This window comes from Streptomyces sp. V4I2, from assembly GCF_030817655.1.
GTDB lineage: Bacteria > Actinomycetota > Actinomycetes > Streptomycetales > Streptomycetaceae > Streptomyces > Streptomyces plumbiresistens.
On sequence record NZ_JAUSZM010000003.1, the window covers coordinates 4,759,447 to 4,785,062 of the forward strand.

Annotated in this window: 26 protein-coding genes and 1 pseudogene; 12 read left to right on the forward strand and 15 right to left on the reverse strand. The window is 70.6% G+C overall.

The window, feature by feature from the left end:
- Positions 1-74: 74 nt before the first annotated feature.
- The 5 genes from QFZ76_RS22370 to QFZ76_RS22390 all read right to left on the reverse strand — a co-directional run bounded on the left by QFZ76_RS22370 (position 75) and on the right by QFZ76_RS22390 (position 5,881).
- Positions 75-2,129 carry a fructose-specific PTS transporter subunit EIIC gene (locus QFZ76_RS22370; RefSeq protein ID WP_307675414.1) on the reverse strand — a complete coding sequence of 685 codons (2,055 nt, stop codon included), beginning with the start codon at positions 2,127-2,129 and terminating at the stop codon, positions 75-77.
- A complete protein-coding gene (locus QFZ76_RS22375) occupies positions 2,126-2,401 on the reverse strand; it encodes a hypothetical protein (protein ID WP_307675415.1) in 276 nt (91 codons plus the stop codon). Before QFZ76_RS22375 ends, QFZ76_RS22370 begins: the two co-directional genes overlap by 4 nt.
- Positions 2,398-3,345 carry a 1-phosphofructokinase gene (gene pfkB, locus QFZ76_RS22380; RefSeq protein WP_307675416.1) on the reverse strand — a complete coding sequence of 316 codons (948 nt, stop codon included), beginning with the start codon at positions 3,343-3,345 and terminating at the stop codon, positions 2,398-2,400. Before pfkB ends, QFZ76_RS22375 begins: the two co-directional genes overlap by 4 nt.
- Positions 3,342-4,103 (reverse strand): DeoR/GlpR family DNA-binding transcription regulator, encoded by a 762-nt coding sequence (locus QFZ76_RS22385; RefSeq protein WP_307675417.1) that lies wholly within the window; start codon positions 4,101-4,103, stop codon positions 3,342-3,344. The genes pfkB and QFZ76_RS22385 overlap by 4 nt, the downstream gene beginning before the upstream one ends.
- A gap of 257 nt (positions 4,104-4,360) precedes the next feature.
- Complete coding sequence (locus QFZ76_RS22390) at positions 4,361-5,881, reverse strand: MFS transporter (protein ID WP_307675418.1); 1,521 nt, start codon at positions 5,879-5,881, stop codon at positions 4,361-4,363.
- A 63-nt stretch (positions 5,882-5,944) separates the two neighbouring features.
- On the opposite strand from QFZ76_RS22390, the gene QFZ76_RS22395 reads away from it, so the two are divergent.
- Positions 5,945-6,949 carry a YafY family protein gene (locus QFZ76_RS22395; protein WP_307680101.1) on the forward strand — a complete coding sequence of 335 codons (1,005 nt, stop codon included), beginning with the start codon at positions 5,945-5,947 and terminating at the stop codon, positions 6,947-6,949.
- 24 nt (positions 6,950-6,973) lie between these two features.
- Here the strand turns inward: QFZ76_RS22395 and QFZ76_RS22400 are convergent, their stop codons facing one another.
- Positions 6,974-7,570 carry a TetR/AcrR family transcriptional regulator gene (locus QFZ76_RS22400; protein ID WP_373464529.1) on the reverse strand — a complete coding sequence of 199 codons (597 nt, stop codon included), beginning with the start codon at positions 7,568-7,570 and terminating at the stop codon, positions 6,974-6,976.
- A gap of 528 nt (positions 7,571-8,098) precedes the next feature.
- On the reverse strand, positions 8,099-9,094 hold the full coding sequence (locus QFZ76_RS22405; protein ID WP_307675420.1) for an RNA polymerase sigma factor RpoD/SigA: 996 nt from the start codon (positions 9,092-9,094) through the stop codon (positions 8,099-8,101).
- Positions 9,095-9,265: 171 nt separating this feature from the next.
- Between QFZ76_RS22405 and QFZ76_RS22410 the strand changes: the two genes are divergently transcribed.
- Complete coding sequence (locus QFZ76_RS22410; RefSeq protein ID WP_307675421.1) at positions 9,266-9,784, forward strand: GNAT family N-acetyltransferase; 519 nt, start codon at positions 9,266-9,268, stop codon at positions 9,782-9,784.
- Between the two features lie 26 nt (positions 9,785-9,810).
- Here QFZ76_RS22410 and QFZ76_RS22415 read toward each other — a convergent pair whose 3' ends face one another.
- Positions 9,811-10,602, reverse strand: coding sequence for a dioxygenase (locus tag QFZ76_RS22415; protein ID WP_307675422.1), 792 nt, complete (start codon positions 10,600-10,602; stop codon positions 9,811-9,813).
- A 142-nt stretch (positions 10,603-10,744) separates the two neighbouring features.
- Between QFZ76_RS22415 and QFZ76_RS22420 the strand changes: the two genes are divergently transcribed.
- Positions 10,745-11,254 carry a MarR family winged helix-turn-helix transcriptional regulator gene (locus QFZ76_RS22420; RefSeq protein ID WP_307675423.1) on the forward strand — a complete coding sequence of 170 codons (510 nt, stop codon included), beginning with the start codon at positions 10,745-10,747 and terminating at the stop codon, positions 11,252-11,254.
- Positions 11,255-11,348: 94 nt separating this feature from the next.
- Here QFZ76_RS22420 and QFZ76_RS22425 read toward each other — a convergent pair whose 3' ends face one another.
- On the reverse strand, positions 11,349-12,860 hold the full coding sequence (locus QFZ76_RS22425; protein ID WP_307675424.1) for an MFS transporter: 1,512 nt from the start codon (positions 12,858-12,860) through the stop codon (positions 11,349-11,351).
- Between the two features lie 217 nt (positions 12,861-13,077).
- Positions 13,078-13,722: a TetR/AcrR family transcriptional regulator gene (locus QFZ76_RS22430; protein ID WP_307675425.1), complete on the reverse strand. Its 645-nt coding sequence runs from the start codon at positions 13,720-13,722 to the stop codon at positions 13,078-13,080.
- A gap of 263 nt (positions 13,723-13,985) precedes the next feature.
- Between QFZ76_RS22430 and QFZ76_RS22435 the strand changes: the two genes are divergently transcribed.
- A complete protein-coding gene (locus QFZ76_RS22435; RefSeq protein WP_307675426.1) occupies positions 13,986-15,263 on the forward strand; it encodes a M6 family metalloprotease domain-containing protein in 1,278 nt (425 codons plus the stop codon).
- Positions 15,264-15,358: 95 nt separating this feature from the next.
- Positions 15,359-16,978, forward strand: a complete 1,620-nt coding sequence (locus QFZ76_RS22440; RefSeq protein WP_307675427.1) for an IclR family transcriptional regulator C-terminal domain-containing protein — start codon at positions 15,359-15,361, stop codon at positions 16,976-16,978.
- A gap of 30 nt (positions 16,979-17,008) precedes the next feature.
- Here QFZ76_RS22440 and QFZ76_RS22445 read toward each other — a convergent pair whose 3' ends face one another.
- Positions 17,009-17,626, reverse strand: coding sequence for an NADPH-dependent FMN reductase (locus QFZ76_RS22445; RefSeq protein ID WP_307675428.1), 618 nt, complete (start codon positions 17,624-17,626; stop codon positions 17,009-17,011).
- Positions 17,627-18,043: 417 nt separating this feature from the next.
- Between QFZ76_RS22445 and QFZ76_RS22450 the strand changes: the two genes are divergently transcribed.
- The 3 genes and pseudogenes from QFZ76_RS22450 to QFZ76_RS51790 all read left to right on the forward strand — a co-directional run.
- Positions 18,044-18,502, forward strand: coding sequence for a hypothetical protein (locus tag QFZ76_RS22450; RefSeq protein WP_307675429.1), 459 nt, complete (start codon positions 18,044-18,046; stop codon positions 18,500-18,502).
- A 12-nt stretch (positions 18,503-18,514) separates the two neighbouring features.
- The gene (locus QFZ76_RS22455; RefSeq protein WP_307675430.1) at positions 18,515-19,237 is read left to right on the forward strand and encodes a hypothetical protein; all 723 of its coding nucleotides are present in this window, start codon (positions 18,515-18,517) and stop codon (positions 19,235-19,237) included.
- Positions 19,224-19,397: pseudogene (locus tag QFZ76_RS51790) on the forward strand (SLOG family protein); the annotation flags it as partial. The gene QFZ76_RS22455 and the pseudogene QFZ76_RS51790, both read left to right, overlap by 14 nt.
- 133 nt (positions 19,398-19,530) lie before the next feature.
- Here the strand turns inward: QFZ76_RS51790 and QFZ76_RS22460 are convergent.
- A complete protein-coding gene (locus QFZ76_RS22460) occupies positions 19,531-20,679 on the reverse strand; it encodes a transposase (RefSeq protein ID WP_307675431.1) in 1,149 nt (382 codons plus the stop codon).
- A 64-nt stretch (positions 20,680-20,743) separates the two neighbouring features.
- Between QFZ76_RS22460 and QFZ76_RS22465 the strand changes: the two genes are divergently transcribed.
- Entirely contained in the window at positions 20,744-21,484 is a 741-nt protein-coding gene (locus QFZ76_RS22465; protein WP_307675432.1) for an LPXTG cell wall anchor domain-containing protein, read from the forward strand.
- A gap of 91 nt (positions 21,485-21,575) precedes the next feature.
- Here the strand turns inward: QFZ76_RS22465 and QFZ76_RS22470 are convergent, their stop codons facing one another.
- Complete coding sequence (locus QFZ76_RS22470) at positions 21,576-21,938, reverse strand: hypothetical protein (RefSeq protein WP_307675433.1); 363 nt, start codon at positions 21,936-21,938, stop codon at positions 21,576-21,578.
- Between the two features lie 75 nt (positions 21,939-22,013).
- Between QFZ76_RS22470 and QFZ76_RS22475 the strand changes: the two genes are divergently transcribed.
- The 3 genes from QFZ76_RS22475 (at position 22,014) to QFZ76_RS22485 (ending at position 24,560) form a co-directional block, all read left to right on the forward strand.
- Entirely contained in the window at positions 22,014-22,253 is a 240-nt protein-coding gene (locus QFZ76_RS22475; protein ID WP_307675434.1) for a hypothetical protein, read from the forward strand.
- Positions 22,254-22,494: 241 nt separating this feature from the next.
- Entirely contained in the window at positions 22,495-23,550 is a 1,056-nt protein-coding gene (locus QFZ76_RS22480) for a substrate-binding domain-containing protein (RefSeq protein WP_307675435.1), read from the forward strand.
- The gene (locus tag QFZ76_RS22485; RefSeq protein WP_307675436.1) at positions 23,547-24,560 is read left to right on the forward strand and encodes a LacI family DNA-binding transcriptional regulator; all 1,014 of its coding nucleotides are present in this window, start codon (positions 23,547-23,549) and stop codon (positions 24,558-24,560) included. The genes QFZ76_RS22480 and QFZ76_RS22485 overlap by 4 nt, the downstream gene beginning before the upstream one ends.
- A gap of 74 nt (positions 24,561-24,634) precedes the next feature.
- On the opposite strand, the gene QFZ76_RS22490 is transcribed toward QFZ76_RS22485, so the two are convergent.
- Both QFZ76_RS22490 and QFZ76_RS22495 read right to left on the reverse strand, forming a co-directional pair.
- On the reverse strand, positions 24,635-25,189 hold the full coding sequence (locus QFZ76_RS22490; protein ID WP_307675437.1) for a LacI family DNA-binding transcriptional regulator: 555 nt from the start codon (positions 25,187-25,189) through the stop codon (positions 24,635-24,637).
- An 18-nt stretch (positions 25,190-25,207) separates the two neighbouring features.
- A complete protein-coding gene (locus QFZ76_RS22495; RefSeq protein WP_373464530.1) occupies positions 25,208-25,603 on the reverse strand; it encodes a LacI family DNA-binding transcriptional regulator in 396 nt (131 codons plus the stop codon).
- Positions 25,604-25,616: the final 13 nt, after the last annotated feature.

The window sequence follows — 25,616 nt, forward strand, 5'->3', positions numbered from 1 at the left end:
GGACCGAAGTCCCGGACCGTGACGTATCTCGCATGTGCCGTGAACAACTCACAGCATCCCAAAGGGCTGTGCCGCTAGGCCGCGACCGGCTGCTTCCGCTCCGCCGACGGGGCGGCCGAGTCGCTCTGAGCCGCCTCGGCGGCCACGGCTTCCGGCGCCTTGCGCATGCTCTTCAGTACGACGACCAGCGCCGTCGTCACACACACGCCCGCCGCGATGGCGATCAGGTAGAGGAAGGCGTGGCCGATCAGCGGGACCACGAAGATGCCGCCGTGCGGGGCGCGGAGCGTGGCGCCGAAGGCCATCGACAGGGCGCCGGTGACCGCGCCGCCCGCCATCGAGGCCGGGATGACGCGCAGCGGGTCCGCCGCGGCGAACGGGATCGCGCCCTCCGAGATGAAGGAGGCGCCCAGGACCCAGGCGGCCTTGCCGTTCTCGCGCTCGGCGGGGGTGAAGAGCTTCTTGCGGAGGGTGGTCGCGAGCGCCATGCCCAGCGGCGGGACCATGCCCGCGGCCATCACGGCGGCCATGACCTTCATCGCGGAGTCGCTGGGATCCGCGACGGCGATACCGGCCGTGGCGAAGGCGTACGCGACCTTGTTGACGGGGCCGCCGAGGTCGAAGCACATCATCAGGCCGAGCAGGATGCCGAGCAGGATCGCGTTGGAGCCGGAGAGGCCGGAGAGCCAGTCCGTCATGCCCTTCTGGGCCTCGGCGATGGGCTTGCCGACCACGACGAACATCAGGAAGCCGACGACGATCGAGGAGATCAGCGGGATCACCACCACCGGCATGATGCCGCGCAGCGCCTTCGGGATCCTGACCCGCTGGATCGCGAGGACGACACCGCCCGCCAGCAGACCGGCGACCAGGCCGCCCAGGAAGCCGGCGGCGATCTGCGAGGAGATCATTCCGCCGACGAAGCCGGGGACGAGACCGGGCCGGTCCGCCATGCCGTAGGCGATGTATCCGGCGAGGACCGGGATGAGGAAGCCGAAGGCGACCCCGCCGATCTGGAACATCAGGGCGGCCCAGCTGTCGACCTGGGTCCAGGAGAAGTGCTCCATGACCGAGGGCGCCTTGTTGATCTCCCAGCCGCCGATGGCGAATCCGAGAGCGATCAGCAGACCGCCCGCGGCGACGAACGGGACCATGTAACTGACGCCGGTCATCAGCCACTTGCGGAGCTTGGTGCCGTAGTTGTCGCCGGCCTCACCGGCCCGCTCGACGGGCGTACCGCCCTTGCCGGCCGCGGTGACCTCGCCGCGCTCGGCCCTGCCGCGCACGTCGGCGATGAGTTCGGCGGGCTTGTTGATGCCGGCCTTGACGCCGACGTCGACGGTCGGCTTGCCGGCGAAACGGTCCTTGTCCCGTACGGGCACGTCGTGGGCGAAGATCACGCCGTCCGCCGCCGCGATCACCGCCGGGTCGAGCCGGGTGAAGCCGGCCGAGCCCTGCGTCTCGACGACGAGTTCGACGCCCGCCTCGCGGCCCGCGTTCTCCAGCGACTCGGCGGCCATGTAGGTGTGGGCGATGCCGGTGGGGCAGGAGGTGACGGCGACGATACGGAACGGGCGCTCTTCGCCTGCTCCGGTGTCCCCGGTGTCGTCGCTGCCCGTGGCGGCGCCGGCGGAGGCCGCCGCCGGCGCCGCCACGGAGTCTTCGGAGGCGGCCTCGGCCGCCTCGGGCTCGTCCCCGCGGATCAGGGCCGCCGCGCCCGCCGCGTCGCCGGCCGAGCGCAGCGCGTCGGTGAACTCGGCGTTCATGAGCTGCCGGGCCAGCGAGGACAGGATCGTCAGGTGGGCGTCGTCGGCGCCCGCGGGGGCGGCGATCAGGAAGATCAGGTCGGCGGGGCCGTCGGCCGCGCCGAAGTCGATGCCGGCGGCGCTGCGCCCGAAGGCGAGCGTCGGCTCGGTGACGTGTTCGCTGCGGCAGTGCGGGATGCCGATGCCGCCGTCGAGGCCGGTCGGCATCTGCGCCTCGCGGGCGGCCACGTCGGCGAGGAAGCCCTCCAGGTCGGTCACCCGGCCCAGGGCGACCATGCGCTCGGCGAGGGCACGCGCCGCCGCTTCTTTGGTGTCGGCGGACAGGTCGAGGTCGACCAGGTCCGCGGTGATCATCTCGCTCATCGCGGGCTCCTTCGCACGCGTATCGCCCGGGGGATGTGGTGGGCGGGGGCGGGGACGGGGGTGCAGTGGGGGTTCGTGGGGTTGGTGGAGGAGGCGGGACCGGGGAAGCCCCGCCCCCTCCGGGCGGCGGGGCTTCCCAGGTGGCCCTGCCTCCCTTCGGCCGCGGCGAGTAACGGGGAGCCTCGCCGCTTCACGGCCGGTCCGGTGCGGGCGCCGGTGTGGGCGCCGGTGTGGGCGCCGGTGAGGACGCCGGAGGACACGGAGCAGGTCATGACACCGGCTCCTTCAGTACGCGGTCCACCGGCACCTCGGCCGTGACCGTCACGGCCGCCGGGTCCAGGTCGGACGGCGTCGGCATCACGCTGCCGGGCAGCTGGACGGCCGCCGCGCCGTGCGCGACCGCCGAGGCGAGCGCCGTGGGCCCGCTGCCGCCGGCGATCAGGAATCCGGCGAGGGAGGAGTCACCGGCGCCCACATTGCTGCGTACGGCGGCCACCTGTGCGCTGCCGAACCAGGCGCCCGCGTCGTTCACGAGCAGCTGTCCGTCGGCGCCCAGGCTCGCGAGGACGGCGCGCGCGCCCCTCTCGCGCAACTCCTCGGCCGCCTTCACCGCGTCGCCCACCGTAGACAGGGGCCGCCCGACGGCTTCCGCGAGCTCCTCGGCGTTGGGCTTCACCACGTCGGGCCGCTCGCGCAGCGCGGCGAGCAGCGCGGGCCCGGAGGTGTCCAGCGCGATCCGCGCGCCGGCGGCGTGCGCCCGCGCGACCAGCTCGGCGTACCACTCGGGCGCGAGCCCTCGCGGCAGGCTTCCGCAGCAGGCGATCCAGTCCGCGTCCCGCGACTGCGCGCGCACCGTCTCCAGGAGGAGCTCCTGCTCCTCCACCGACAGCTCGGGACCCGGCGCGTTGATCTTCGTGAGCACTCCGTCCGACTCCGCGAGCGCGATGTTCGAGCGAGTGGCTCCGGCGATCGGCACCGGCGCGACCTCGATGCCCTGCGCGTCCAACAGGTCGGCGACGAGCGCGCCCGGCGCACCGCCCAAGGGCAGTATCGCGACCGTGCGCTGTCCGGCGGCCGAGACGGCCCGCGAGACGTTCACGCCCTTGCCGCCCGGGTCCATGCGCTCGCCGGTGGCGCGGATGACCTCGCCACGGTCGAGCGACGGGACCTCGTAGGTGCGGTCCAGAGACGGGTTCGGGGTGACGGTGAGGATCATGCGCGCACTACTTCCGTGCCGCCGCGCTCGATCGCGGTGGCGTCTTCGGGGCTCAGCCCGCTGTCGGTGATCAGCAGGTCCACGTCGCTCAGGTCGCCGAAGCGGGCGAAGTGCTCCTGGCCGTGCTTGGAGGAGTCGGCGAGCAGCACCACACGGCGGGCCGCGGCGATCGCCGCCCGCTTCACCGCGGCCTCGGCGAGGTCGGGGGTGGTCAGACCGTGCTCGGCGGAGAAGCCGTTGGCCGCCACGAAGAGGACATCGGCGCGGATCTCGCCGTACGCCCGCAGCGCCCAGGCGTCCACGGCGGCGCGCGTACGGTGCCGTACGCGTCCCCCGACGAGGTGGAGCTGGATGCCGGGGTGGTCCGCGAGGCGGGCGGCGATCGGCAGGGAGTGCGTGACGACGGTGAGCGCCGCCTCCAGGGGGATCGCGCCGGCCAGCCGCGCGACCGTCGTACCGGCGTCGAGGATCATCGTGCCCTCGGTCGGCACTTCCGCGACGGCCGCCTTGGCGATGTGGTCCTTCTCGTCGGCCGCCGTCGTCTCGCGTTCGGCGAGGTCCGGCTCGAAGTCGAGGCGGCCGGCCGGGATGGCGCCGCCGTGCACCCGGCGCAGGAGGCCGGCGCGGTCGAGGGCCTTCAGGTCGCGGCGGATCGTCTCCGCAGTGACCTGGAACTCCTCGGCCAGCGACACCACGTCCACGCGTCCGCCGTCACGGGCGAGCCGGAGGATCTCCTGCTGCCGCTCCGGTGCGTACATGCCCGTTCGCCTCCGCCCTGTGCCCGAACTTGTGGTTTCGCCTGGAGGCTACGCCCGGATTTCGGGAAAGTAAACAGGTTCGGACGCGATTCGGGCATGAACGGACTTCCATGACGGACTTCCATGACGGACTTCCGTACGGACCGAGGGCACACAGACGGCCCGGCACCTGTGGGTGCCGAGCGCACACGGAGAGGGTCCGGCACCTCCGGTGCCGGACCCTCATGGTCGTAACGCGCCGCACGGCGGCCTCCGGCTCAGGACACGAGCGCGGGCTCCTTGTCCGCCACCGTCCCGGATTCCGGCCCGGAGCCCTCCACATGCTGGGCCGGCCGCTTCGGCAGGGCGAACATCAGCAGGAAGATGGCACCCATCACGACGGCCACCCAGCCCAGCGCGTTCTGGAAGGCGTCCACGAAGGCCGGGCCCAGCCGGGGAGGCAGCAGGTCGTCGCCGATCTCGCCGTAGAAGACCACCGACACCAGGCCGAGCCCCAGCGCGTACCCCATCTGCTGCACGGTGTTGAGGAGCCCCGACGCCGAACCCGAGTGCTCGCGCGGGACCTCCGACAGGATCGCGTCCGTCAGCGGGGCGACGATCAGGCCCATCCCCACGCCCATCACGACCAGCGGGAGTGCCATCTGCCAGGAGGCGATGCCCAGGCCGTAGCGCTCGGACTCCCAGATGTAGAGCCCGACGCCCGCCGCCATCGCCAGCGCGCCCGCCTGGAGCACCTTGCGGCCGAAGCGCGGGACCAGCTTCTGCACCGACAGCCCGGCCGCCGTGGACACGGCGATCGAGAACGGCACGCCGGTCAGCCCGGCCCGCAGGGGGCTCCAGCCCAGGCCGGTCTGCATGTAGAGCGTCCACACCAGGAAGAAGACGCCGAGTCCGATCCCGAAGACGGTCTGCACCGCGATGCCGGCGGCGAAGCTCTTCACTTTGAACAGGGACAGCTCGATCAGCGGGGAGCCGTCGCGCGCCGTCTTGCGCCTCTCGTACCCCACCAGCGCGCCGAACACGACGAGCGAGCCGGCCATCGAGAGGTGCCCCCACAGCGGCCAGTCCAGCTCGCGGCCGCGGGTGAGCGGGTAGACCAGCATCAGCATGCCGAGGGTGACGAGGGCGACACCGACGAGGTCCAGCTTCAGCGCCTTGGGCGCCTTGGACTCGGTGATGAAACGGCGGCCGAGGATCAGGCCCGCGATGCCGACCGGCAGGTTGATCAGGAAGATGGGCCGCCACTCGAGACCGAACAGGTTCCACTCGGTCAGCAGCGCGCCGAGCAGTGGACCGGAGACGGCCCCCAGCCCCACGATCGCCCCGAAGAGGCCGAACACCTTGCCCCGCTCGTGCGCCGGGAAGGTGGCGTGCACGATCGACAGGACCTGCGGCACCATCAGAGCCGCCATGCCGCCCTGCAGGATCCGGGAGGCGACCAGCATCTCCGGGTTCACGGCGAAGCCGCACAGGGCGGAGGCGAGGGTGAAGCCGCCGATGCCGACCAGGAACACCCGCTTGCGGCCGTGGATGTCGCCGAGCCGCCCGCCGGTGATCAGGCCGGCGGCGAAGGCGAGCGCGTATCCCGCCGTTATCCACTGGATCTGGCTCTCGGAGGCGCCGGCCTTCTCCTGGATCGACGGGATGGCGATGTTGACGATCGTGACGTCGACAAGGTCCATGAAGGCCGCGGTCATCACGATGGCGAGGGCGAGCCAGCGGCGGCGGTCACCCGCGGCGGGCTGAGCACCCGGTGACGTGGTCTCGGTGGAGGTCATGTCCCACAAGCTATGACCGCATTAGGTCAGATCATGTCCTACTTCTGCGGCATCCTCGAACTCATGACGACGGACACTCCGGCCCGGCTCCTCCAGCTCCTCTCCCTTCTCCAGACGCCCCGCGAGTGGCCCGGCGGCGAGCTCTCCGACCGGCTCGGGGTTTCCCGCCGCACGGTCCGACGGGACATCGACCGGCTGCGGGAGCTCGGCTACCCCGTGCAGGCGACCAAGGGTGCCGACGGCGGCTACCGGCTCGTCGCGGGCAAGGCGATGCCGCCGCTGGTGCTCGACGACGAGGAGGCGGTGGCGATCGCGGTCGGCCTGCGGGCCGGCGCCGGGCACGCGGTCGAGGGCGTGGAGGAGGCGTCCGTACGGGCGCTGGCCAAACTGGAACAGGTGCTGCCGTCCCGGCTGCGCCACCGCGTCTCCACCCTCCAGGCCGCGACCACCCCGCTGACCAGCGGTGACGGAGCGAGCATCGCGCCCGAGACACTCACCGTCATGGCCTCCACGGTCGCCGGGCGGGGGCGGCTGCGGTTCGCCTACCGCGCGAAGGACGGGGCGGACTCGCGGCGCGTGGTCGAGCCGTACCGGCTGGTGTCCACCGGGCGGCGCTGGTACCTCGTCGCCTACGACCTCGACCGCGACGACTGGCGCACCTTCCGCGTCGACCGGGTGAGCGACCCCTTCGCGACCGGGGCACGGTTCGCCCCGCGGGAGCTGCCCACGGGCGACGCGGCGGAGTACCTGCGGCGTTCGATCCACGGGCAGCAGGAGACGTACGACTTCGCGGTGACCTTCGACGCCCCGGCCGAGGCCCTCGCGGCCCGGTTGCCGGCCTGGCTCGGGACGCCCGAGCCGCTGGGCGAGGGGCGTTGCCGGTTGCGGGGTTCGGCCGGGTCCGTGGAGTGGCTGGCGGTACGGCTGGCGATGCTGGGGTTCGACTTCACCGTGCAGGAGCCCGCGGAACTCGCGCGATGCGTACGGGAGTTGGGCGCGCGGATGGTCCGGGCGGGGTCGGACGCGGAGAACCCGGAGAACCCTGAGGCCTCGGAGGCCTCGGACTGACCGCCGTCCGGACGGCGCGGCCCTTCACCCCCGGCGCCCCTCCCACGGGAACTCCCCCAGTGCCCCGAGATTGCGCAGCGCCAGTCCCGCCGGTCCGGAGGCCGGGGCGTCCCCGGTGGCCCATGCCTCAACGGCCGTACGTACGGCGTCACTTGCCACGGCGGCGGCGAAGCGCAGGTCGGTCCGGGCGGGGAGAGGACCGGCAACGTTGTCGTCACCCGGCGTGAGCCGCTCCGCCAGTACCTCGGCCAGCGTCCGCTCCCCCGCCTGGCAGACCTCCGCCCACACCTTGCGCAGACTCGGGCTCGCCTCCGCCAGCCGAATCAGGGTGCGCACCCACTCCCAGGACGCCGCAGACACTCCGGCGCCCGGCATCAACGTGTGCCGGACCGCGTGCTCCAGGGCCTGCGGCACGGACAGGCCGGCGGGTGCCTGGCGTACCGCCTCGGCCCAGAGCTGGGCGCCCGCCGCGTAGAGCGGGGCGACGGACTCCTCCTTGGTCGCGAAGTAGCGGTAGAAGGTGCGCGGAGCGATGCCGGCGGCCTGGGCGATGTCCTCGGCCCGGGTGGCCCGCAGGCCGTGTTTCACGAAGAGTTGGGCAGCCGCCCGGGCGATGTCCATGCGGGTCGCGGCCTTGCGCCGTTCGGTGAGGGAGACGGGGGTCGCCGCCGCGGGCGAGGGAGGGGTGGGGCTGCTCACGTTCGGCAGGCTATGCCCATGTGGCAGAATCTGCCATCCGGCGGGCCACCCCGGGGTTCAGGTACGGGGTGGCCCGCCGTTTCACCTTGCCCGGGTACGGAACCGGCGGCAGCGGCGGCCGGAAAGTGAACCGGGAAACGGCGGCTCGGCCGGAGAGAGAAAGAGCCGGACCCCGGCGCCCGGGGGGAGGGGCGCCGAAGCCCGGCTCAGGAGAGTCCCGGCGCCGGGGGGATGTATGCGTCGGGACTGTGGCTCGGTGGGTCGGCAGGGCACGGAGGCCGGTGGCGGGACGGGTCCCGGCCCGCTCGAACTCCTGGGCCCTGAAGTCTTGTTCCCGGGGCTTCGCCGGTTGAAGCGGCGTTACAACGCCATGTTTGCGCTGTCTTTCGCCACCCGGCGTGCGCGGCACCCTCGGTCGTACGCCTCCCGGCGCCGCGCCGGCCGGGACGGTTACGCCGCCGCGTCGAACCCGGTGTCCCGCGCCAGCTTCTTCAGCTCGAGCAGCGCGTGCTTCTCGATCTGGCGGATCCGCTCGCGCGTGAGGCCGTGCTCCTTGCCGACCTCGGTCAGCGTGCGCTCCCGGCCGTCCTCGATGCCGTACCGCATCTTGATGATGGAGGCCGTGCGCTGGTCGAGGCGCCCGATGAGGTCGTCGAGCTCCTCGCTGCGCAGCAGGGTGAGCACCGACTGCTCCGGCGACGCCGCCGACGTGTCCTCCAGGAGGTCGCCGAACTGGGTCTCGCCCGCGTCGTCCACCGGCATGTTCAGGGAGACCGGGTCGCGGGCCCAGTCCAGGACGTCCGTCACACGGGCAGGGTTCGAGTCGAGCTCGGCGGCGATCTCCGCGGGCTCCGGGTCGCGGCCGTGCTCGCGGTTGAACTCGCGCTGCACACGGCGGATCCGGCCCAGCTCCTCCACCAGGTGGACGGGCAGACGGATGGTGCGCGACTGGTCCGCTATCGAGCGGGTGATGGCCTGACGGATCCACCAGGTCGCGTACGTCGAGAACTTGAAGCCCTTGCGGTAGTCGAACTTCTCGACCGCGCGCACCAGGCCGGCGTTGCCCTCCTGGATCAGGTCGAGCAGGGGCAGGCCGCTGCGGGGGTAGCGGCGGGCCACGGCGACGACCAGGCGGAGGTTGGAACGGATGAAGACGTCCTTGGCCCGCTCGCTGTCGGCGACCAGGGCCTCGAGCTCCTCGCGGGTGGCGTCCGCCTTCGCCACTTCGTCCCCGTCGAGAATCTGCTGTGCGAAGACACCCGCCTCGATGATCTGGGACAGCTCGACTTCCTTGGCGGCGTCGAGCAGCGGTGTACGCGCGATCTCGTCGAGATACATGCCGACCAGGTCGCGGTCGGCGATCTCGCCGCCATGGGTGCGAACACTGCTTGCCGCGTCGGTCCCGCCGGTGGCGGACTGACGACGGGCGACGGCACGGGTTGCCATGCGTGCTCCCTTGCGATGGTGAGGTCAGCGGGTGGTCCTTGGACGCTGGGCACTCTCCTCGGGTGCCCTGCTTCCGATGGAAACAACGACTGGAATCCGGACAGAATTCCCAACGCACCCCACTATTTTTCTGATCATGCAGTACCCTGCCTGGCCACACGAGGAGGCGCGATGTCGTCGGAACGTATTGAGGTGCAGGTCAGGCCTGGCGTCGAAAGCGACCTCACAGCCCTCACCGACATCTACAATCACTACGTCCTGGAGACGCCCATCACATTCGATACCGCGGTCTTCGCTCCGGAAGAGCGCCGTCCTTGGCTGCTCTCCCACCCTGAAGACGGCCCGTATCGCCTGAAGGTTGCCACCCGGGCAGACACACAGGAGATTCTGGGTTACGCCACATCCAGTCCTTACCGCGCGAAGCCCGCCTACTCCACCTCCGTGGAGGTCACCGTCTACCTCGCCCCGCACGCGGGCGGCCGCGGCATCGGCACGCTCCTATACAAGGCGCTCTTCGAGGCCCTGTCCGGCGAGGACGTGCACCGCGCCTACGCGGGTATCGCCCAGCCCAACGAGGCGTCGAGGCGGCTGCACGAGCGTTTCGGGTTCCGGCACGTCGGCACGTACCAGGAGGTGGGCCGGAAGTTCGGCCGCTACTGGGACGTGGCCTGGTACGAGAAGGAGCTGTAGCGGCCTCGGCCGAAACGCCCTTCAGGTCAGCCGAACTGCACCGACCGCTTCGCCATCCCCATCCAGAACCCGTCGATCACCGACTTCTGCGTGTCCATCTCACCGGCCACGTCCGCCGCGCCCATGGTCACGAACAGCGGGGCGAAGTGTTCGGTGCGCGGGTGGGCGTACCGGCCGGCCGGGGCCTTGTGCAGGAAGTCGAGCAGGGCGTCCCAGTCGCGGGTCTCCAGGGCGCGGCGGCCCCAGTCGTCGAACTCGGAGGACCAGGTCGGCACGCCCGGGCCGGTGTGCCGCAGTGCGGCCAGGTTGTGGGTGAAGAAGCCGGAGCCGACGATCAGCACGCCCTCGTCGCGCAGCGGCGCGAGCTTGCGGCCGATCTCCATGAGGCGGACCGGGTCGAGGGTCGGCATGGAGATCTGGAGCACCGGGATGTCCGCCTCGGGGAACATCTCGACCAGCGGGACGTAGGCGCCGTGGTCGAGGCCGCGGTCCGGGATGTCCTGGACGGGGATGCCGGGCGCGCGCAGCAACTTCCGTATGGATTCGGCGAGTTCGGGGGCGCCGGGAGCGCCGTACGTCACCTGGTAGTAGTGCTCGGGGAAGCCCCAGAAGTCGTAGACGAGGGGGACGGGCCGGACGGCGCCGAGGGCGAGCGGGGCCTCCTCCCAGTGGGCGGAGACCATGAGGATCGCCTTGGGGCGCGGCAGGCCCGCCGACCAGGCGGCGAGTTCGCCGGGCCAGATCGGGTCGTCGGCCAGGGGCGGGGCCCCGTGGCTGAGGTAGAGGGCGGGCATGCGCTCCTGGGTGGCGGCGGACATGGCGGGCGGCTCCTCCGTGGGTCGTGCCTGGGTCGCTGTTTCAAGTGTGAAGCTCCATGTGCTTCAACTTTTAAGCTTCTGCTTCCCGACTCTACGTCCTACTTGTTTAAGATTCAAGAAGATCCCTCGTACAGTGGAGTACATGAACACGGCATCCGCACCCGCTGAAGAGCCACGCTGGCTCACCGAAGAGGAGCAGCGCGTCTGGCGCGCCTACGTCCACGCCACCACGCTCCTCGAAGACCACATGGACCGCCAGCTCCAGCGCGACGCGGGGATGCCGCACATCTACTACGGCCTCCTCGTCAAACTCGCCGAGTCCCCGCACCGGCGGCTGCGCATGACCGAGCTGGCCATGCACGCGAAGATCACCCGCTCCCGCCTCTCGCACGCCGTGGCCCGCCTGGAGAAGAACGGCTGGGTCCGCCGCGAGGACTGCCCCTCCGACAAGCGCGGCCAGTTCGCGGTGCTGACGGACCAGGGCCGGGAGATGCTGGAGCAGGCCGCGCCGGGCCACGTGGCGGCCGTACGCAACGCGGTCTTCGACCGGCTCACCCCCGAACAGCAGAAGTCCCTCGGCGAGATCATGGAGATCGTCGCCGAGGGACTTCAGCCGAACGAAGCGGGTGCGGACCTGCCCTGGCTCCGCTGAGGGAAGCCAGGGCAGGTCCGGTGGGACGTACGTACGGGGCGTCCCCTCCCCGTACGTACAGATGGCCCGGAGGGGTACGAACGGACAGCCGCCGTCAGTGCGCGATCACCGGGATCGGCAGCTCGTCCTCGGCGCCTTCGCCGGAGCCGGTCACCGTGGTGGAGCCCGGCTTGCCGGTGTTGATGAAGGTCGCGGCGACCACCGCGGCGAGGACCAGGATGCCGACGGCGAACCAGATCGCGTTGGTGTACCCGTGCACCTGGCCCTCCAGCTGGACCAGCTGCTGCTGCTGGGCCTGGGAACCGGCACCGCCGATGTGGTCCTTGATGTACGCGGTCGTCGCCGAGGCGGCGATCGTGTTCAGCAGGGCCGTACCGATCGCGCCGCCCACCTGCTGCGAGGTGTTGACCATCGCGGAGGCGACACCGGCGTCACGCGGCTCGACGCCGTGCGTGGACAGGGACATGGCGGGCATGAACGCCGTACCCATGCCGAGGCCGAGCAGCACCATCCCCGGCAGGATGACACTGGCGTACGAGGTGCCGAGCTCCAGCTGGGTGAGGAACAGCATGCCGACCGCGGCGACCAGGAAGCCCGGAGCCATCAGCAGGCGCGGGGGAATCCGGGTCATCAGGCGGGTGCCGATCTGCGTGGAGCCCACCATCATGCCGCCGATCATCGGCAGGAAGGCGAGGCCGGTCTTGACCGGCGAGTAGCCCAGCACGAGCTGCAGGTAGTAGGTCAGGAAGAGGAACAGGCCGAACATCGCGATGATCGCGAGACCGAGGGAGAGGTAGACGCCTCCGCGGTTGCGCTCGGTGATGACGCGCAGCGGCAGCAGCGGGGCCTTGACCTTGGACTCGACGAGGACGAACGCGGCGAGCAGCACGACCGACGCGACGAACAGGCCGACCGTCGTGGAGTCGCCCCAGCCGTCGGACTCGGCGCGGGTGAAGGCGTAGACCAGCGTGACCAGACCCAGGATGGACAGGACGACGCCCGGGATGTCGAGCGGCGAGCGGTTGCGACCGCCGGCCGGCTCACGGATGACGAAGTACGCGCCCGCGGCCGCGACGACCGCGAACGGGATGTTCACGAAGAACGTCCAGCGCCAGTCGAGGTACTCGGTGAGCAGGCCGCCGAGGATGAAGCCCACGGCGCCGCCGCCACCGGCGATCGCACCGTAGATGCCGAACGCCTTGGCGCGCTCCTTCGGCTCCGTGAACATCACGGCGAGCAGCGAGAGCGCGGCGGGCGCGAGCAGCGCGCCGAACGCACCCTGCAGGGCACGGGCGCCGAGCATCATCGCCTCGTTGGTGGCCGCCCCGCCGAGCGCGGAGGCGGCGGCGAAGCCGACCAGACCGGCGACGAAGGTGCGCTTGCGGCCCCACAGGTCCGCGATGCGCCCGCCGAAGAGCAGCAGACCGCCGAAGGCCAGGGCGTAGGCCGTGATGACCCACTGCCGGTTGCCGTCGGAGATGCCCAGGTCCTGCTGTGCGGACGGCAGGGCGATGTTCACGATGGTCGCGTCGAGGACGACCATCAGCTGGGCGAGCGCGATGAACGTCAGCGCTTTCCAGCGGTTTGAGTGTGCTGTTTCAGACATGGGAGTACCCACTCCGGGACTTCGTGACGGAAATTCGGGACGTACTGGTGGAAGACGTACTGGTGGAAAAAGGCGTATTGATGGGAAAAGGCGTCCAAGGAGAGCGGCTCGTCGACGGTGGGCCGAAGTTCGGTGTGATGACCGAGCCGGTGGGGCGACTGAGTCCCTGTAGTTGCTTGCTTGTGCGATGACTCGTGGGGCGTGCTGAACTAATCGGTCAGGACTGCCGCAGGTCCTCCATCGTCACGGCCGATCCCGGCAGGGTGGAGCGGGCAGGCGCCCGCAGTCCGTCCAGGAACAGCTGCAGGTGTCGGTGTACGAAGCGGTCGGCGCTTTCGCATCCGGTCCCGGCCGGAGGCCGGCTGAGCTGGGCCACGACGACCATCACGTCGCCGACACCCACGTCGGTGCGGAGCTGCCCGGCCACCTTGGCGCGGTCCATGAGCGCGTCGATGATGCCCTCGAGCCGCTCACGCGCCGCCTCCAGGTCCGGGTGGTACCGGTCGAAGGTGGTGGCGATCATCGGGCACAGCGCGCTGATCCGCTCGTCGGCGGCGACGTGCACGAAGCGCTCCAGCGCTCCGAAGGCGTCGCCGGTCGTGGCGAGCGCCTGCTCGGCCGCCTCCGCCGTACGGTCCATGACCGAGCAGACGACCTCGCGGACGAGGGCGTCACGGTCCGGGAAGTTGCGGTACACCGTGGCGTTGCCTACGCCGGCCCGGCGGGCGATCTCGTCGAGCGGCACGTCGGGGCCGAACTCGGTGAACATCTCCCGGGCGGCGGTGACGATCCGCTCCCTGTTGCGCAGGGCGTCGGCGCGCGGCCGGGGCGCCTTGCGGCGCACGGGGGTGGCGGTCTCCACGGCGTACTCCAGAGGCTGTTGGTGTGCGATCCGGGGAAGTGCTCCCCGTTTCGCTCGGACACATGGCTAAACGGGGAAGTGGTCCCCGGTTATTTCCCACTCACCGGAACATTCCGTGTGACCTGAGTCACATAACCCCCGGGCGGGAAACCCACGTTCGGGCTCCTCCAGCGCGCGCCCTCGAACCCCTCGCCACAGGGTGATCGAAAGGGCGCAGCTTCGGACTCCAGATCACCGGCTGCCGCGGACCGAAGGGGCCATGCATGCAGCCGAGCCGTCGGATACGCCCGCGCCGCGTGGCCGCCCTCGCGTCCGTGACCGCGCTGACCCTCGCGGTCAGCACCTCGGCCGGCACGGGACACCTCGCGCCGGGCACCACGACGGCCGGCGCCGGGCCGATCGCCCTGGCCCGCACCTCCGCGCACGGCCCCTGCATGATCAGCGGCGGCCCCACGGTCCAGATGTCCGAGGGCGTCCCCACCCCCGGCGGCTACTCCCGCTCCACCGGCACCGTCCGCGCCCTCACCCTGATGGTCGACTTCTCCGACGCCCCCGGTGCGGGCAGCGCCCTCGACCGCTTCCACGAGTTCCTCCCGCAGACCCGGGAATGGTTCCGCACCAGCTCCTACGGCCGCCTCGACTACCGCCCGGAAACCCCCCTCCCCGACTGGCTGCGCATGCCCAAGTCCTTCCGGGCGTACGACATAGAGCGCGGCGCCCCCTTCGACCCCGGCTACCGGCAGCTGGTCCAGGACATCGTGGCCGCGGCCGATCCCCAGGTGGACTTCCGGACGTACGACTTCCTCAACGTCCTGGTGACCCCGAACGCCGGCCCCTCCGCCCTGGACACCGTCCTGTCGGTGACCTTCGCGGGCAACCTGGAGGCCCCGGTCGCGGACGGCGTCCCCGTCGCCAACGCCTCCTTCGTCTACTCCCGCCAGGACGACGGCTCCGGCTCCTACGACCGCACCGGCTACCGCGTCCTCCCCCACGAGAACGGCCACGTCTTCGGCCTGCCCGACCTCTACACCCAGGAGGGCGGGGGCGCGGTCGGCCACTGGGACATCATGAGCGAGGACTGGGGCGCCAACAACGACCTCCTCGGCTGGCACAAGTGGAAACTCGGCTGGCTCGACGCGACCCAGGTGAACTGCGCCTCGACACCCGGGACGACGGAGTACACGCTGACCCCGCTGGCCCGCTCCGGCGGCGCGAAACTCGTCTTCGTCCCCCTCGACCGCCGCACCGGCTACGCCGTCGAACTGCGCACCCGCGAGGGCAACGACGAGACGGTCTGCCGTCCCGGCATCCTGATCTACAAGGTCGACGCGGACGTCGACACCGGCCGGGGTCCGGTCACGGTCCACGACTCCCACCGCGACAGCGGCGGCTGCACACGCAGCCCGAACGTCCACGCGGAGCTGTCGGACGCGCCGTTCGTCCCCGGGGAGGAGTTCCGGGATGTGCGGCGGGGGGTGCGGATCGCCGTGGCGGGGGCGGAGCTTTCGGGGGATTACCGGGTGCGGGTGAGTCGGGGGTAGGCGATGCCCTTGCGGACTCCGGATTACGGTGGGGCTGCCCTGACCGCCGTACCGGATTACGGTTGGCCCGACCCGACCGCCGTACCGGAGACCCGATGCCCGCAGAGACGACCGTGACGTCCTGGACGTCCTGGGACGCCGTACCGTCGGCCGACTCCCCCGCCGTGCCCGCCGAGGCGGTCGCCCCGCTGATCCGGGGGGTCGGCGTGCTGCGGCGGCTCACCGAGGCCGACGGGACGATGAGCGCGAGCGGGCTGGAACGGGCCACCGGCCTCGCCCGTTCCACGGTCGACCGGATCGCCTCCACCCTCGACCGCATGGGGTACGTCCGTCTCGACGGCCGGGACGTGATCCTGACCCCCCGCCTGATGGAACTCGGCAACGCCTACCTGGCCGCCCTGCGTCTGCCGGCACTGCTCGACACCCGTGCGGACGCCCTCGCCGACGAGCTGGACGAGTCGGTGTCCCTGGCCGTCGGCGACCGCGACGGCATCCGCTTCATCCACCAGGCCACCCGCCGCCGCGCCATGTCCCTCAGCTTCCGCATCGGCGACCTGCTGCCGGCCGAACGCACCGCCCCCGGCCCGCTGTTCGCGACGGAATGGACGGAGGCCGACTGGCAGGGCTGGCGCGCGCGCCGGGCGGCGGACCCGGAGGACCGGGGCTTTCCGGCCGTACCGGCGCGTGAACGGGCGGGTGCGGACGAGGAGTTCGTACGGGCGGTGGCGCTGGCGCGCGAGAACGGCTGGGCGCTGGACGACCAGTTGATCGAGCCGGGGCTGGTGGCGGTGTCCGTCCCCGTACGGCATCCCCGTACCGGTCCGATCGCCTGCGTGGCGAGCGTGGTGAGCCACACGAGCCGGCACTCGGCGACAGACCTGCACGAGACGCTGCTGCCGCGGCTGCGGGCGGCGGTGGCGGAGATGGAAGGGGAGTTGGAGAGGGAACTGAGCCGGGCGACGGTGGAGACGACGGTGATCCCGTCCGGCCTGGCGGCCTGGACAGGAGCGTCGAAACACGAACTCGGCAGGGAGTTCGTCGAGTCCCTCGCCCGCGGCCTCACCGTCCTGACCGCCTTCGGCGAGGGCCGGGCCGAGCTGACGCTCACGGACGTGGCGAAGGCGACGGGGCTGGCCCGGGCGACGGCCCGGCGGGCGCTGATCACGTACGAACACCTGGGCCTGGTGACGCCGGGCAGCACGCAGCGGACGTTCACGCTGACGCCCCGCGTCCTGTCCCTGGGCTTCCCGCCCCTGTCCCGTACGTCCCTCGCCCGCATCGCGACCCCGCACCTCGCGGACCTGTCGGCCCGGGTCCACGAGTCCGCGTCCCTGGCGGTCCTGACCGCCTCCGGCGAGGAGATCCAGTACACGGCCCGTGCCAACGCGAGCCGCGTACTGAGCGCCGACATCACGATCGGTACGCGGCTGCCGGCGGCGGCGACGGCACTGGGCCGGGTGTTGCTGGAGGACGTGCGGGAATCGGGTTACGCCCTGGTCGACGAGGAGCTGGAGAAGGGCCTGCGCTCCATCGCCGTCCCGATCCGCGACCGCACGGGCCGGGCGGTCGCGGCGACGAACGTGGCGCTGCACGCCGCGCGTCGGACGGTGGAGGAGATCGTGCGGGAGATCCTGCCGGAACTGAGGGCGACGGCGGACCGGATCGAGGGGGATCTGTGGGTGGCGGGGCGGTTCACGAGGGTGGCGCTGTCGTGACGGGTTGCTGACTTTGGAGGCGTTGCTGCCTCAGCCGTCGTACGGCCGGACGGCCCGCCCCTCCCGCAGGGTCAGCCCCCACCAGGCGAGCTGGTCCAACAGCACGGCGGCAGCCTTGGCGGTGCCCTCCTCGTCGTACGGCCGACCGCGCTCGTCGAACCGCTCCCAGGCCATGTGAAAACTGACCGTGTCCCGCATCGTGACGGCATGCAGCTCGGCGAAGACCTGCCGCAACTGCTCCACCGCCCGCTGCCCGCCGGCCATCCCGCCGTACGACACGAACCCGACCGGCTTGGCCCGCCACTCGCTGTACACGTAGTCGATGGCCAGCTTGAGGGAGGCCGGGTACCCGTGGTTGTACTCAGGCGTGATCACGACGACCCCGTCGACCTCCCCGATCCGCCGCGCAAGCCCCGGGACCCCGTCCCCGCCGCCCCGCTCGAAGGAGAGCCTGAGCTCATCGACGAGGGCCGGCTCGGCCAGATCGATCATGTGCACTTCCATGTCGTCCCGCTTCCGCACCTCGTCGACGAACCAGGGAGCGACCTTGTCGGCGAAGCGGCCGGCGCGGGCGCTGCCGATGAGGATGCCGATCCTGAGGGGGGACGGGTCGGTGTCAGCCGTGATGTCCGGCGCTGTCTGAGGCATGCAGCAGAACGTAAAACCTCAACCAAACATGAGGTCAAGCCCACCCCGCCGACCCGCCACCTCGACCCCCCGCCCCTTCTACCCACCGACCACTGAAGGACCAGCCCCACCCGCTACACTTACGCCGTCGCCTTCGTGGGATGTGTGGGAAATTCCGTCGCCGCAGGTCAAGCCTGGTGGTGTGCGACGCCCCAAAACGCGGCAGCCCCGAATCTCAAACGCCTTTGCCGTGTTTTCGCAGCTCATGACGTGTGTGCAGGGTGCAGTGCAGTACCCGAATTCGGTGCAACCTGTGCACGCCGGCGGGGCAGGCAGGCCACGGCGCGCGGCACACAGTTGGCACAGTCGGAGTGAACCCGTCACCCATGGGACGGCCCTCAAATTGCTACTTGAGTAGCTAGACGACAGTCTGACGGCATGGCAACCTCCCACGCCCCGTCGGCCGCCGACCGCCGCGTCCTCCTGCTCCTCCTGGACGACCAGGATCGCCTGATGCTGTGCGGCGGATGCTGCGGCGGCTGGACGGTCCCGCAGACACTTCTCACCGCCGACGCCGATTTCAAGGACGGGGCCGCTCAGTATCTCGCCGAGCGATTTCATATCTCGAACCCGCGCTTCGGATCCATCCATGGAGTTCACGAAACGCGGGAGGACAACTGCTGGGAACACGACCAGCGGACCGTTTCCCGCGTTTTCATCGTGCGGATCAGCGCGAAAGAGTCGGAATCGTTTCAGGGGATGTCTCCGTCACACACCCGGTGGAAAATCAGCGAGCTGAGAACTCGCCACCGCGATGTCTCACCTGAAGGCGTGGCCCTTCTGGCTTCCGGATACGTGGAAGGTTGGCTTCCCGACGGCCCCATTTCGCTCTACTGACCTGGAGTCCCCATGTCTCTGCACGCAATTGAGATCATCCTGACTCGAACCGTACGCGGGGTCGAACTGAAGGCCGCGCGTCGGATCAGTGGCATGCCGATGGCATCGTCGCACGACGGAAAGAGCATCGCCGTTCTCGTATCTGCACGAGACGAGGAGCGTGCCATCAAGAAGGTATGGAGACGACTCCAGGACTCCCTCCCCATTGACGTGCTGTGCACTGTCTTCCCAGGCCCGGACGGGATGCTTCGGATGAGCATCCCCTTCGCACCTGGAGCGAAGAAACGAATCCGTTCCTGGGCCAAAGCATCAGGAAAGAGCACGGAGGAGTTCTTGAGCCAGGCGATCAAAGAAGCATTGGCTCGCGATCGTTCCACGGAAGCAGCCCGTCAGGGATGTGCGTTGAATTTCATGCTCCATACCTGCGCTTGGCTGGATTCACCGCTGAGTGTCCCGGACCACGTCCCCGTTTCGCGACTGCCGACGTCGCTCGGAGACCTTGTCCGAAGGATCTCCAATTCCGGAACGCGCATCGTCTTCACCGACGTCACCGGGCCCATTGCCTCACTGATCAGCGAGCGGGAACTGAGGGGACTCGAAGACGCTCTCGCGATTGTGGAATGCGAGGAGCGGAAGACCGACTCCTCGTCCTTCACGCCGCACGACGAAGCGGTTCAGGAGACGCCGGCAGATATCGAGGCCGGGGAGGACGGGGACCCACATGGAACTGGCTGATCCCCGCGTACTGGTGTGCGGCGACCGGCGGTGGGCCTGGCCCGGCACGGTCGCCGCGGTATTGGACCGCCTGGAGGCGCATCACAGAGCTGGGCTCGTCGTGATCGAGGGCGCCGCGTCAGGTGCGGACTGGGCGGCGCACATCTGGTGCGAACGGAACGGACTCGGCGATGACCGCCACCGCTGTCACCCGGTGGACTGGCAGGCCGAACGACGTGCGAACCCGATGACCTGGCGCTCGGCCGGTCTCGAGCGGAACACCCGGATGCTCTTGCGGGAGCAGCCACAGCTGATCATCGCCTTCCATGCTCGCCTGGACTCCCGGTCCGGCGGCACGTCTGACATGTGTCTGCGCGGTCTGCTGATCGATGTTCCCGCCTGGCTTGTGACCGGGCCGGACCTCGGTGTCGGAAGGTGGCTGCTGCTGGAGGAATCTGCGCCTCGGGTCCGACACAGGACAACGACATCGCCGGTAGACCGATCTTGACCCGCTGGTAGTGGCCCCGATAGCCCTTGGCAGCGATCTCCTGGTGCAGCACTGTCGCGGTGTGTTCGCCCTCCTCCCAGCGGTGCCGCAGGTATTCCAGGTAAGGATCGAGGCTGGTGGGGCGGCGGGAGGGCGTGCGTCGAATGCATTCCTGCCAGGTGGCGGCTCGCGCGTATTTGGCCACGGTGCGCCGGTTCAGGCCCAGTTGGTGGGCTGCGGCGTGGAGCGAGATGCCGGTGTCGGTCACCGCGTGCACCGCCTCGAAGAGGTTCTTCGCATGGCGGCGGGCACGGGTGTCGGCCTGGTCGGACGGTGCCGTGGGGTTGGGTGGCGGCGGTGTCGCTTCGGGATCGGGAACGGCTGCGGTCAGGCAGCCGCGGTGTGCGGCAGCGATGTCCCCGACTCGCTTTGACAAGCCCTGCCACAGATGGAAGCGGTCGCTGACCTGCACCGCGTCCGGAGCGCCGTCGGTGATGCCCTGCCGGTAGACCAACGAGCCGTCCCGGCAAACGATCTCAACGCCGGGATGTGTCCGCAGCCAGGCGGCCAGCTGCTCGGCGTCACGCCCGGCCCACAGCTCGATCGGCAGCCGGGTGTCGGCATCCACCAGCAGGGTGCCGTAGACGTCTGCGTACAGCGCGAAGTCGTCCACGCCCAGCACCCGCGGAGTCGCTGCCACCGGAAGCGGCAAGCGCATCAAGTGGAACAGCACGCTCGTCCGCGACAGCGGCACCTTCAGAATCTGCAAGAGCCGAGCGCCGCCGCGGCCTGCGAGCAGCACCCCGGCCATCTCCACCAGGTCCTGCAGCAGCGGGCTGCGGCGCTGGTAACGCACCGTCAGCCCCTCCACCTGCTCAACGAACGTCCGCCGACCGCAACCTGGGCCGTCGCAGAACAGCCGCCCCACCGACAACCCGATCACCACCGGGCGGCCACCCACAGCGACATCGGCCAACGTGCGGCAATAGCGGCTGTGGGTCCGCGCCGAACCGCGACCACAGTCCGGACACGCCACCGACGTGGACTGGTGGAACCTGCACAACGGCACGGACCAAGCACCCACCACCGTCAACGGCCAGACCGACTACCAGGACGGGGGCATGCTCTCCGCTGGAACCTGCGCCGGGGGTACGTGCGAACCGCAGCGCGATACGCCCTTCCCCACCTACTGGGGCATCCGCTCGCTGACCGCACTGGCGCAGCCCGGCGACACCATGGTCGAGTCGTCCTCGGGCAACCCATCGGTCGCCGTGCACGCGGTGCGGAGCAGTAACGGCGGCCTGAACGTCATGCTGATCAACAAGAGCCCGCAGAGCGCGGCGCAGGTCTCGCTCTCCTACGCCGGATTCACCCCGGCCGCAGGGACGGTCACGACTGTTTCTTATGGCACGGGAGGCACCGGCCTGACGACGGCGCAGCAGGGCACGGCCGTCGCACAGACGCTGCCGCCGTACTCGATCACGACCCTTCAGCTGAAGCCCGCATCGGGGACTGCCGGCGTGCACAAGCCGTCGGCCGCCGCCACACCGACCGCCGCCGCGCCGGTTGTCTCCGCCTCCGGCACCATCGGCACCCGCGCGCAGGCGGGGACCGGCGCACCCGTCGCCCAGCCGACCCCGAGCAGCACGTCCGGCAGCCTGGCCTCCACCGGGGTGAGCAGCACGGTCACTTACAGCGCCCTCGGTGGCCTGCTGGCCATCATCGCCGGAAGCGTCCTGGTGCTTCGCGGACATCGCCGCAGGGCTTTGCACGGGAAGTGAGACCACGTGAATGAGTGACCGACGGCCGGCAGCGACACCGCCCACCCGGGGAGTGCGCCCCGGCCGCCGGTCTCCGCTCCGGCGGCGGCGGTCATCGGCCCGCGAAGCCGCCCCAGACCGAGACTGCGCCGCCCGCCTGCCCCTGCGCGTCCACGCGGTAGTTGTCGCCTGCGGCGCTGCGCGTACCCGTCGCGTGGTTGAACTGGACGGCGAACACGTGCTGGCCGGGCGACACGGTGCGTCCGGCTTTCAGCACCCACCGGTAGACCAGCGAATGTCCGGTCTGCTGGATGGTAACGCTGAAGTCGTCGCTGGGCAGGGTCCGCCAGCTGCCGGTCTGCTGCACCGAGCCGGTCAGCGCAACGTGCACCTCCACCGTGAGCGCGGTGAGCGGCCCGGCGTTCCTGAGCGCAAGGTCGTTCTGCTCCCAGTACGCCGTGCTCCGGACCTTCACCGAGCCGGCGGCAGCGGCAACACCTGGTCCAACACCACAGGCGACACCGCCACCCTGAGCTTCGAGGGCAGCTACGTGGCACTGAACTCCACGGCCTACAACGGCCAGGGCATCATGAGCGTCTCCGTCGACGGCGGCGCGGCCACCTCCGTGGGCCTGTACCGCAACTCCAGCCAGGGGGTGAACGCACCGGTGTTCACCGCCGACGGACTCGACCCGACCGCGACCCACATCCTCAAGGTCACCGTCACCGTCACCAAGAACCCGTCATCACAGGGCAATTGGGCCTCGCTGGTCGACGCGATCATCGCCTAGCAGCCGAGCAGGAACACCCGCGCGCCGGGCCCGGTCCACGGGGCCGGCGCGCGGGTGTGCGCAGCAGGAGGGCGCGCCGGCCCTCGAAGCCTGCCGAAAGGTCCCGCCCAGGCGAACCAATCCCTGCCCGGTGCCGTGAAGTGCCACAATGGCCCCGGCAGGCAGGCAGGCCGCTCCTCGGCCGGGCCTGTCCGGCAAGGGCGGCGGTCGTGGACGCACCGGCGTGAACCAGGAGACGAATGTGACGGACAAAGGCGAGGGCGAGAACCTGGCCGCTCCGGGCGACACCCTGAGCTCCATCACGATCGCCTGCATGACCGATCCCGCCGACCTCCCGGCTCCGGCCCCTGCCCCGCAGCCGCAAACGCCGTCGGACGACCACCACGCCCTGCCGGAGCGCACCCGCGCCTGCGTGGAGGAACTGCTGCGGCACCACGGCGCCGACCGGCCGGGTGACAACAGCGAGCTCGTCGAGCTGGTTTTCCACGAGCTGACGAACATGTGGAGCGAGGAGATCCTGCAGGGTATCGAAGCCGTCGCGCGGGAGCAGCGGGTCGGGCTCGTGGTGAGCGGATTCGCGGCCCGTTCCGGTGAGCTGCTGCCCCTGCGCGCCGGAGCCCCCTGCCTGTCGGTGCGGCCCCTCCCGGCCTCGGCGCTCGAGCGGCTGACGGCGCGGGGCATCCCCTTCGTCGTCTACGATCCGATCACCGAGCTGTCGCAGGGCACGCCCTATGTCGGCTCCACGAACTTCCGCGGCGGCCAGGCGGCGACGCGGCACCTGCTGGGGCTCGGGCACCGCCGCATCGCCATGATCAACGGTCCTGACCACCCCTACTCTGTGGCCCGCCAGGCCGGCCACCTCGCCGCGCTGGCCGAGGCCGGCCTGTCCCCGGAGCCCGGGCTGACGCCCTGGACGCCCATCACCTTCGAGGACGGCCATGCGACCGCACGGCAGCTGCTCTCGCTCCCCGACCCGCCGACCGCGATCTTCGCCGCTTCCGACATGCAGGCGCTCGGCGTCTACCAGGCCGCCAGGGAGCTGGGGCTGTCCATTCCCGGCGATCTGAGCGTCGTAGGCTTTGACGATCTGCCGGTCGCGGCGCTGCTCGATCCACCGCTGACCACGGTGTACCAGCCGCTGCGGGAGATGGCAGCCACCGCCGCCGGCCTGGCGCTCGCGCTGGGCCGGGGCGGGGAACTGCCCCAGACCGGGGTGGAGATCGCCACCGCACTGGTGGTCCGCCAGAGCACCGCGCCTCCGCGGCAGCACGGCGGCACGACGAACGGGACGGCATGAAGGCGACGGACGACCGGGCGGAAGCGGGCGCCGTCACGATCGCGTACATCGCGGAATCGGCGGGCGTCTCCATTCCGACCGTGTCCAAGGTACTCAACCGGCGCGGCGGCGTCTCGGACCAGACCCGCGCGCGCGTCGAGGAACTCATCACCCTCCACGGCTACCGCAAGCCGGTCGGCAACCGCAGCAACGTCGTGGAGCTGGTCTTCCGTGAGCTCGACAGCCTGTGGGCGGTTGAGGTCATCCGCGGGGTTGAGCGGGCAGCGCGCAAGCACCGGGCCGTGGTGATGGTCTCCGAGGTCCGCGGTGACGGCCCACCGGGGCGCTCGATCGAGGAGGCAGCCGGCCGCAGGCCGAACTGCGTCCTGGCGGTGAACCGGCTCTCGCCGGAGGAACGCGAGCAGCTGACCGCGGCGGGCATTCCCTTCGTCATCATCGATCCGCTCGACGACCTCCCCGACGAGGTTCCGTTCGTGGGTTCCACCGGCTTCCGCGGTGGGCAGGCCGCGATGCGGCACCTGCTGGACCTGGGGCACCGCCGCATCGCCATGATCATCGGCACCGGCCAGCCCGTCATCGTGCCCCGGCAGTCGGGCTTCCTCGCGGCGCTCGCCCAGGACGGACTGGCGCACGATCCCGAGCTGCTGGCCGTTTCCCCCTTCACCCGCGAGGGCGGCCGGGCCGCCGCGCTCGAGCTGCTCGCCCTCCCCGAGCGGCCCACCGCCTTCGTCACCGTCTCCGACCCGCAGGCGCTCGGCGTCTACCAGGCCGCCGGAGAACTCGGGCTGTCCGTCCCCCGCGACCTTAGCGTGGTCGGCTTCGACGACCTGCCGATCGCCTCATGGGCCGAGCCGCCGCTGACCACGGTGCACCAGCCCCTCAACGAGATGGCAGCCGCCGCGACCGAACTGGCGCTCGCCCTCGGCCGTCGCGAGGAGGTCCAGCAGGGCGGCACCGAGATCGCCACGACCCTCACCGTCCGCGGCAGCACGGCCCGGCCGAAGCGCTGAGCATGTCGTAGTGGTCCTCCCAGCCAAACCTGATAGCCGGTCAGCAGCTCTGTGTCGGGCGGGCGGCTGCCGGGTCAGCCGCCGGTCGACTCCCGTACCACCAGGGAGAAGTGGCTGACGAACTCCTCCCGGTCCTGCGGGAGCTCGGCCTGGCCGATCCTCCGGGCGAGGAGCGCGTCCGCCCGCTCGGCCATGGCGCCGTGATCCGGATCGATGGTGGACAGTGAGGGGACGAGGAACTCGCTGCTCTCGACGTTGTCGAAGCCGATCACCTTGACCTGCTCGGGGACCTGCACCTCGACGTCGGCGAGGCCGCGCAGCACGCCCATCGCCAGGGTGTCCGTCACGCAGAACGCACCGTCGAAGCCGAGCCCGCTCTCCACCATCTCCCGGGCGCGCTGTGCACCCGCCCGCATCGTGAACGCTTCCATGCTCTGGGCCAGAGCGGGATCCACCCGCAGACCGGCATCCTCCAGCGCCTGCCGGTATCCGGTGTGGCGCAGCCTGGACACGTCCACCTCTTCACCCACCGGCCCGCACAGGATCGCGATGCGCCGGCAGCCCCGATCGATCAGATGGCGCGTGGCCGCCGTCGACGCGTCGACCTTGGGCATGGCGACGTGGTCCACCGGGCCCCGATGATCAGCTCACCAAGGATGACCACCGGGTAGTCGACGTTGAGCTACTCGGCATCGGCCGAGCCCATGCCCACGGGGCTGAGGAGGAGTCCGTCGTACAGCCGGTTGCGTGAGAGGGACAGCGCAGCCAGTTCGTTCTCGCGCAGCGCACCGGTCTGCTCGATGCTCACCCGCAGGTCGTACCGCACGGCCGCGGCGACGATGGCGGCAGCCAACTCGCCGTAGTACGCACTGTTGACCCCCGGAATGGCGAGACCGATGATGCCGGTCCGGCCCTTGCGCAGGTTGCGGGCTGCCAGATTGACGCGGGAGAAGGTCCTCGAGCCGGGCCATCGCCTCGAGGACCTTCTCCCGCGTCGCCCTGCGCACGTTCGGGTGATCATTGACGACATTGGAGACGGTCATCGCCGAGACCCCG

Bases quoted from the DNA above. Each gene is read 5' to 3' on its own strand.
- QFZ76_RS22405 (WP_307675420.1), bottom strand. From the start codon at position 9,094: ATGGCAACCCGTGCCGTCGCCCGTCGTCAGTCCGCCACCGGCGGGACC.
- QFZ76_RS22375 (WP_307675415.1), bottom strand. From the start codon at position 2,401: ATGACCTGCTCCGTGTCCTCCGGCGTCCTCACCGGCGCCCACACCGGC.
- QFZ76_RS22485 (WP_307675436.1), top strand. From the start codon at position 23,547: ATGAAGGCGACGGACGACCGGGCGGAAGCGGGCGCCGTCACGATCGCG.
- QFZ76_RS22425 (WP_307675424.1), bottom strand. From the start codon at position 12,860: ATGTCTGAAACAGCACACTCAAACCGCTGGAAAGCGCTGACGTTCATC.
- QFZ76_RS22410 (WP_307675421.1), top strand. From the start codon at position 9,266: ATGTCGTCGGAACGTATTGAGGTGCAGGTCAGGCCTGGCGTCGAAAGC.
- QFZ76_RS22395 (WP_307680101.1), top strand. From the start codon at position 5,945: ATGACGACGGACACTCCGGCCCGGCTCCTCCAGCTCCTCTCCCTTCTC.
- QFZ76_RS22435 (WP_307675426.1), top strand. From the start codon at position 13,986: ATGCAGCCGAGCCGTCGGATACGCCCGCGCCGCGTGGCCGCCCTCGCG.
- QFZ76_RS22440 (WP_307675427.1), top strand. From the start codon at position 15,359: ATGCCCGCAGAGACGACCGTGACGTCCTGGACGTCCTGGGACGCCGTA.
- QFZ76_RS22385 (WP_307675417.1), bottom strand. From the start codon at position 4,103: ATGTACGCACCGGAGCGGCAGCAGGAGATCCTCCGGCTCGCCCGTGAC.
- QFZ76_RS22455 (WP_307675430.1), top strand. From the start codon at position 18,515: ATGTCTCTGCACGCAATTGAGATCATCCTGACTCGAACCGTACGCGGG.
- QFZ76_RS22415 (WP_307675422.1), bottom strand. From the start codon at position 10,602: ATGTCCGCCGCCACCCAGGAGCGCATGCCCGCCCTCTACCTCAGCCAC.
- QFZ76_RS22445 (WP_307675428.1), bottom strand. From the start codon at position 17,626: ATGCCTCAGACAGCGCCGGACATCACGGCTGACACCGACCCGTCCCCC.
- QFZ76_RS22370 (WP_307675414.1), bottom strand. From the start codon at position 2,129: ATGAGCGAGATGATCACCGCGGACCTGGTCGACCTCGACCTGTCCGCC.
- QFZ76_RS22450 (WP_307675429.1), top strand. From the start codon at position 18,044: ATGGCAACCTCCCACGCCCCGTCGGCCGCCGACCGCCGCGTCCTCCTG.
- QFZ76_RS22420 (WP_307675423.1), top strand. From the start codon at position 10,745: ATGAACACGGCATCCGCACCCGCTGAAGAGCCACGCTGGCTCACCGAA.
- pfkB (WP_307675416.1), bottom strand. From the start codon at position 3,345: ATGATCCTCACCGTCACCCCGAACCCGTCTCTGGACCGCACCTACGAG.
- QFZ76_RS22400 (WP_373464529.1), bottom strand. From the start codon at position 7,570: ATGGACATCGCCCGGGCGGCTGCCCAACTCTTCGTGAAACACGGCCTG.
- QFZ76_RS22495 (WP_373464530.1), bottom strand. From the start codon at position 25,603: ATGACCGTCTCCAATGTCGTCAATGATCACCCGAACGTGCGCAGGGCG.
- QFZ76_RS22390 (WP_307675418.1), bottom strand. From the start codon at position 5,881: ATGACCTCCACCGAGACCACGTCACCGGGTGCTCAGCCCGCCGCGGGT.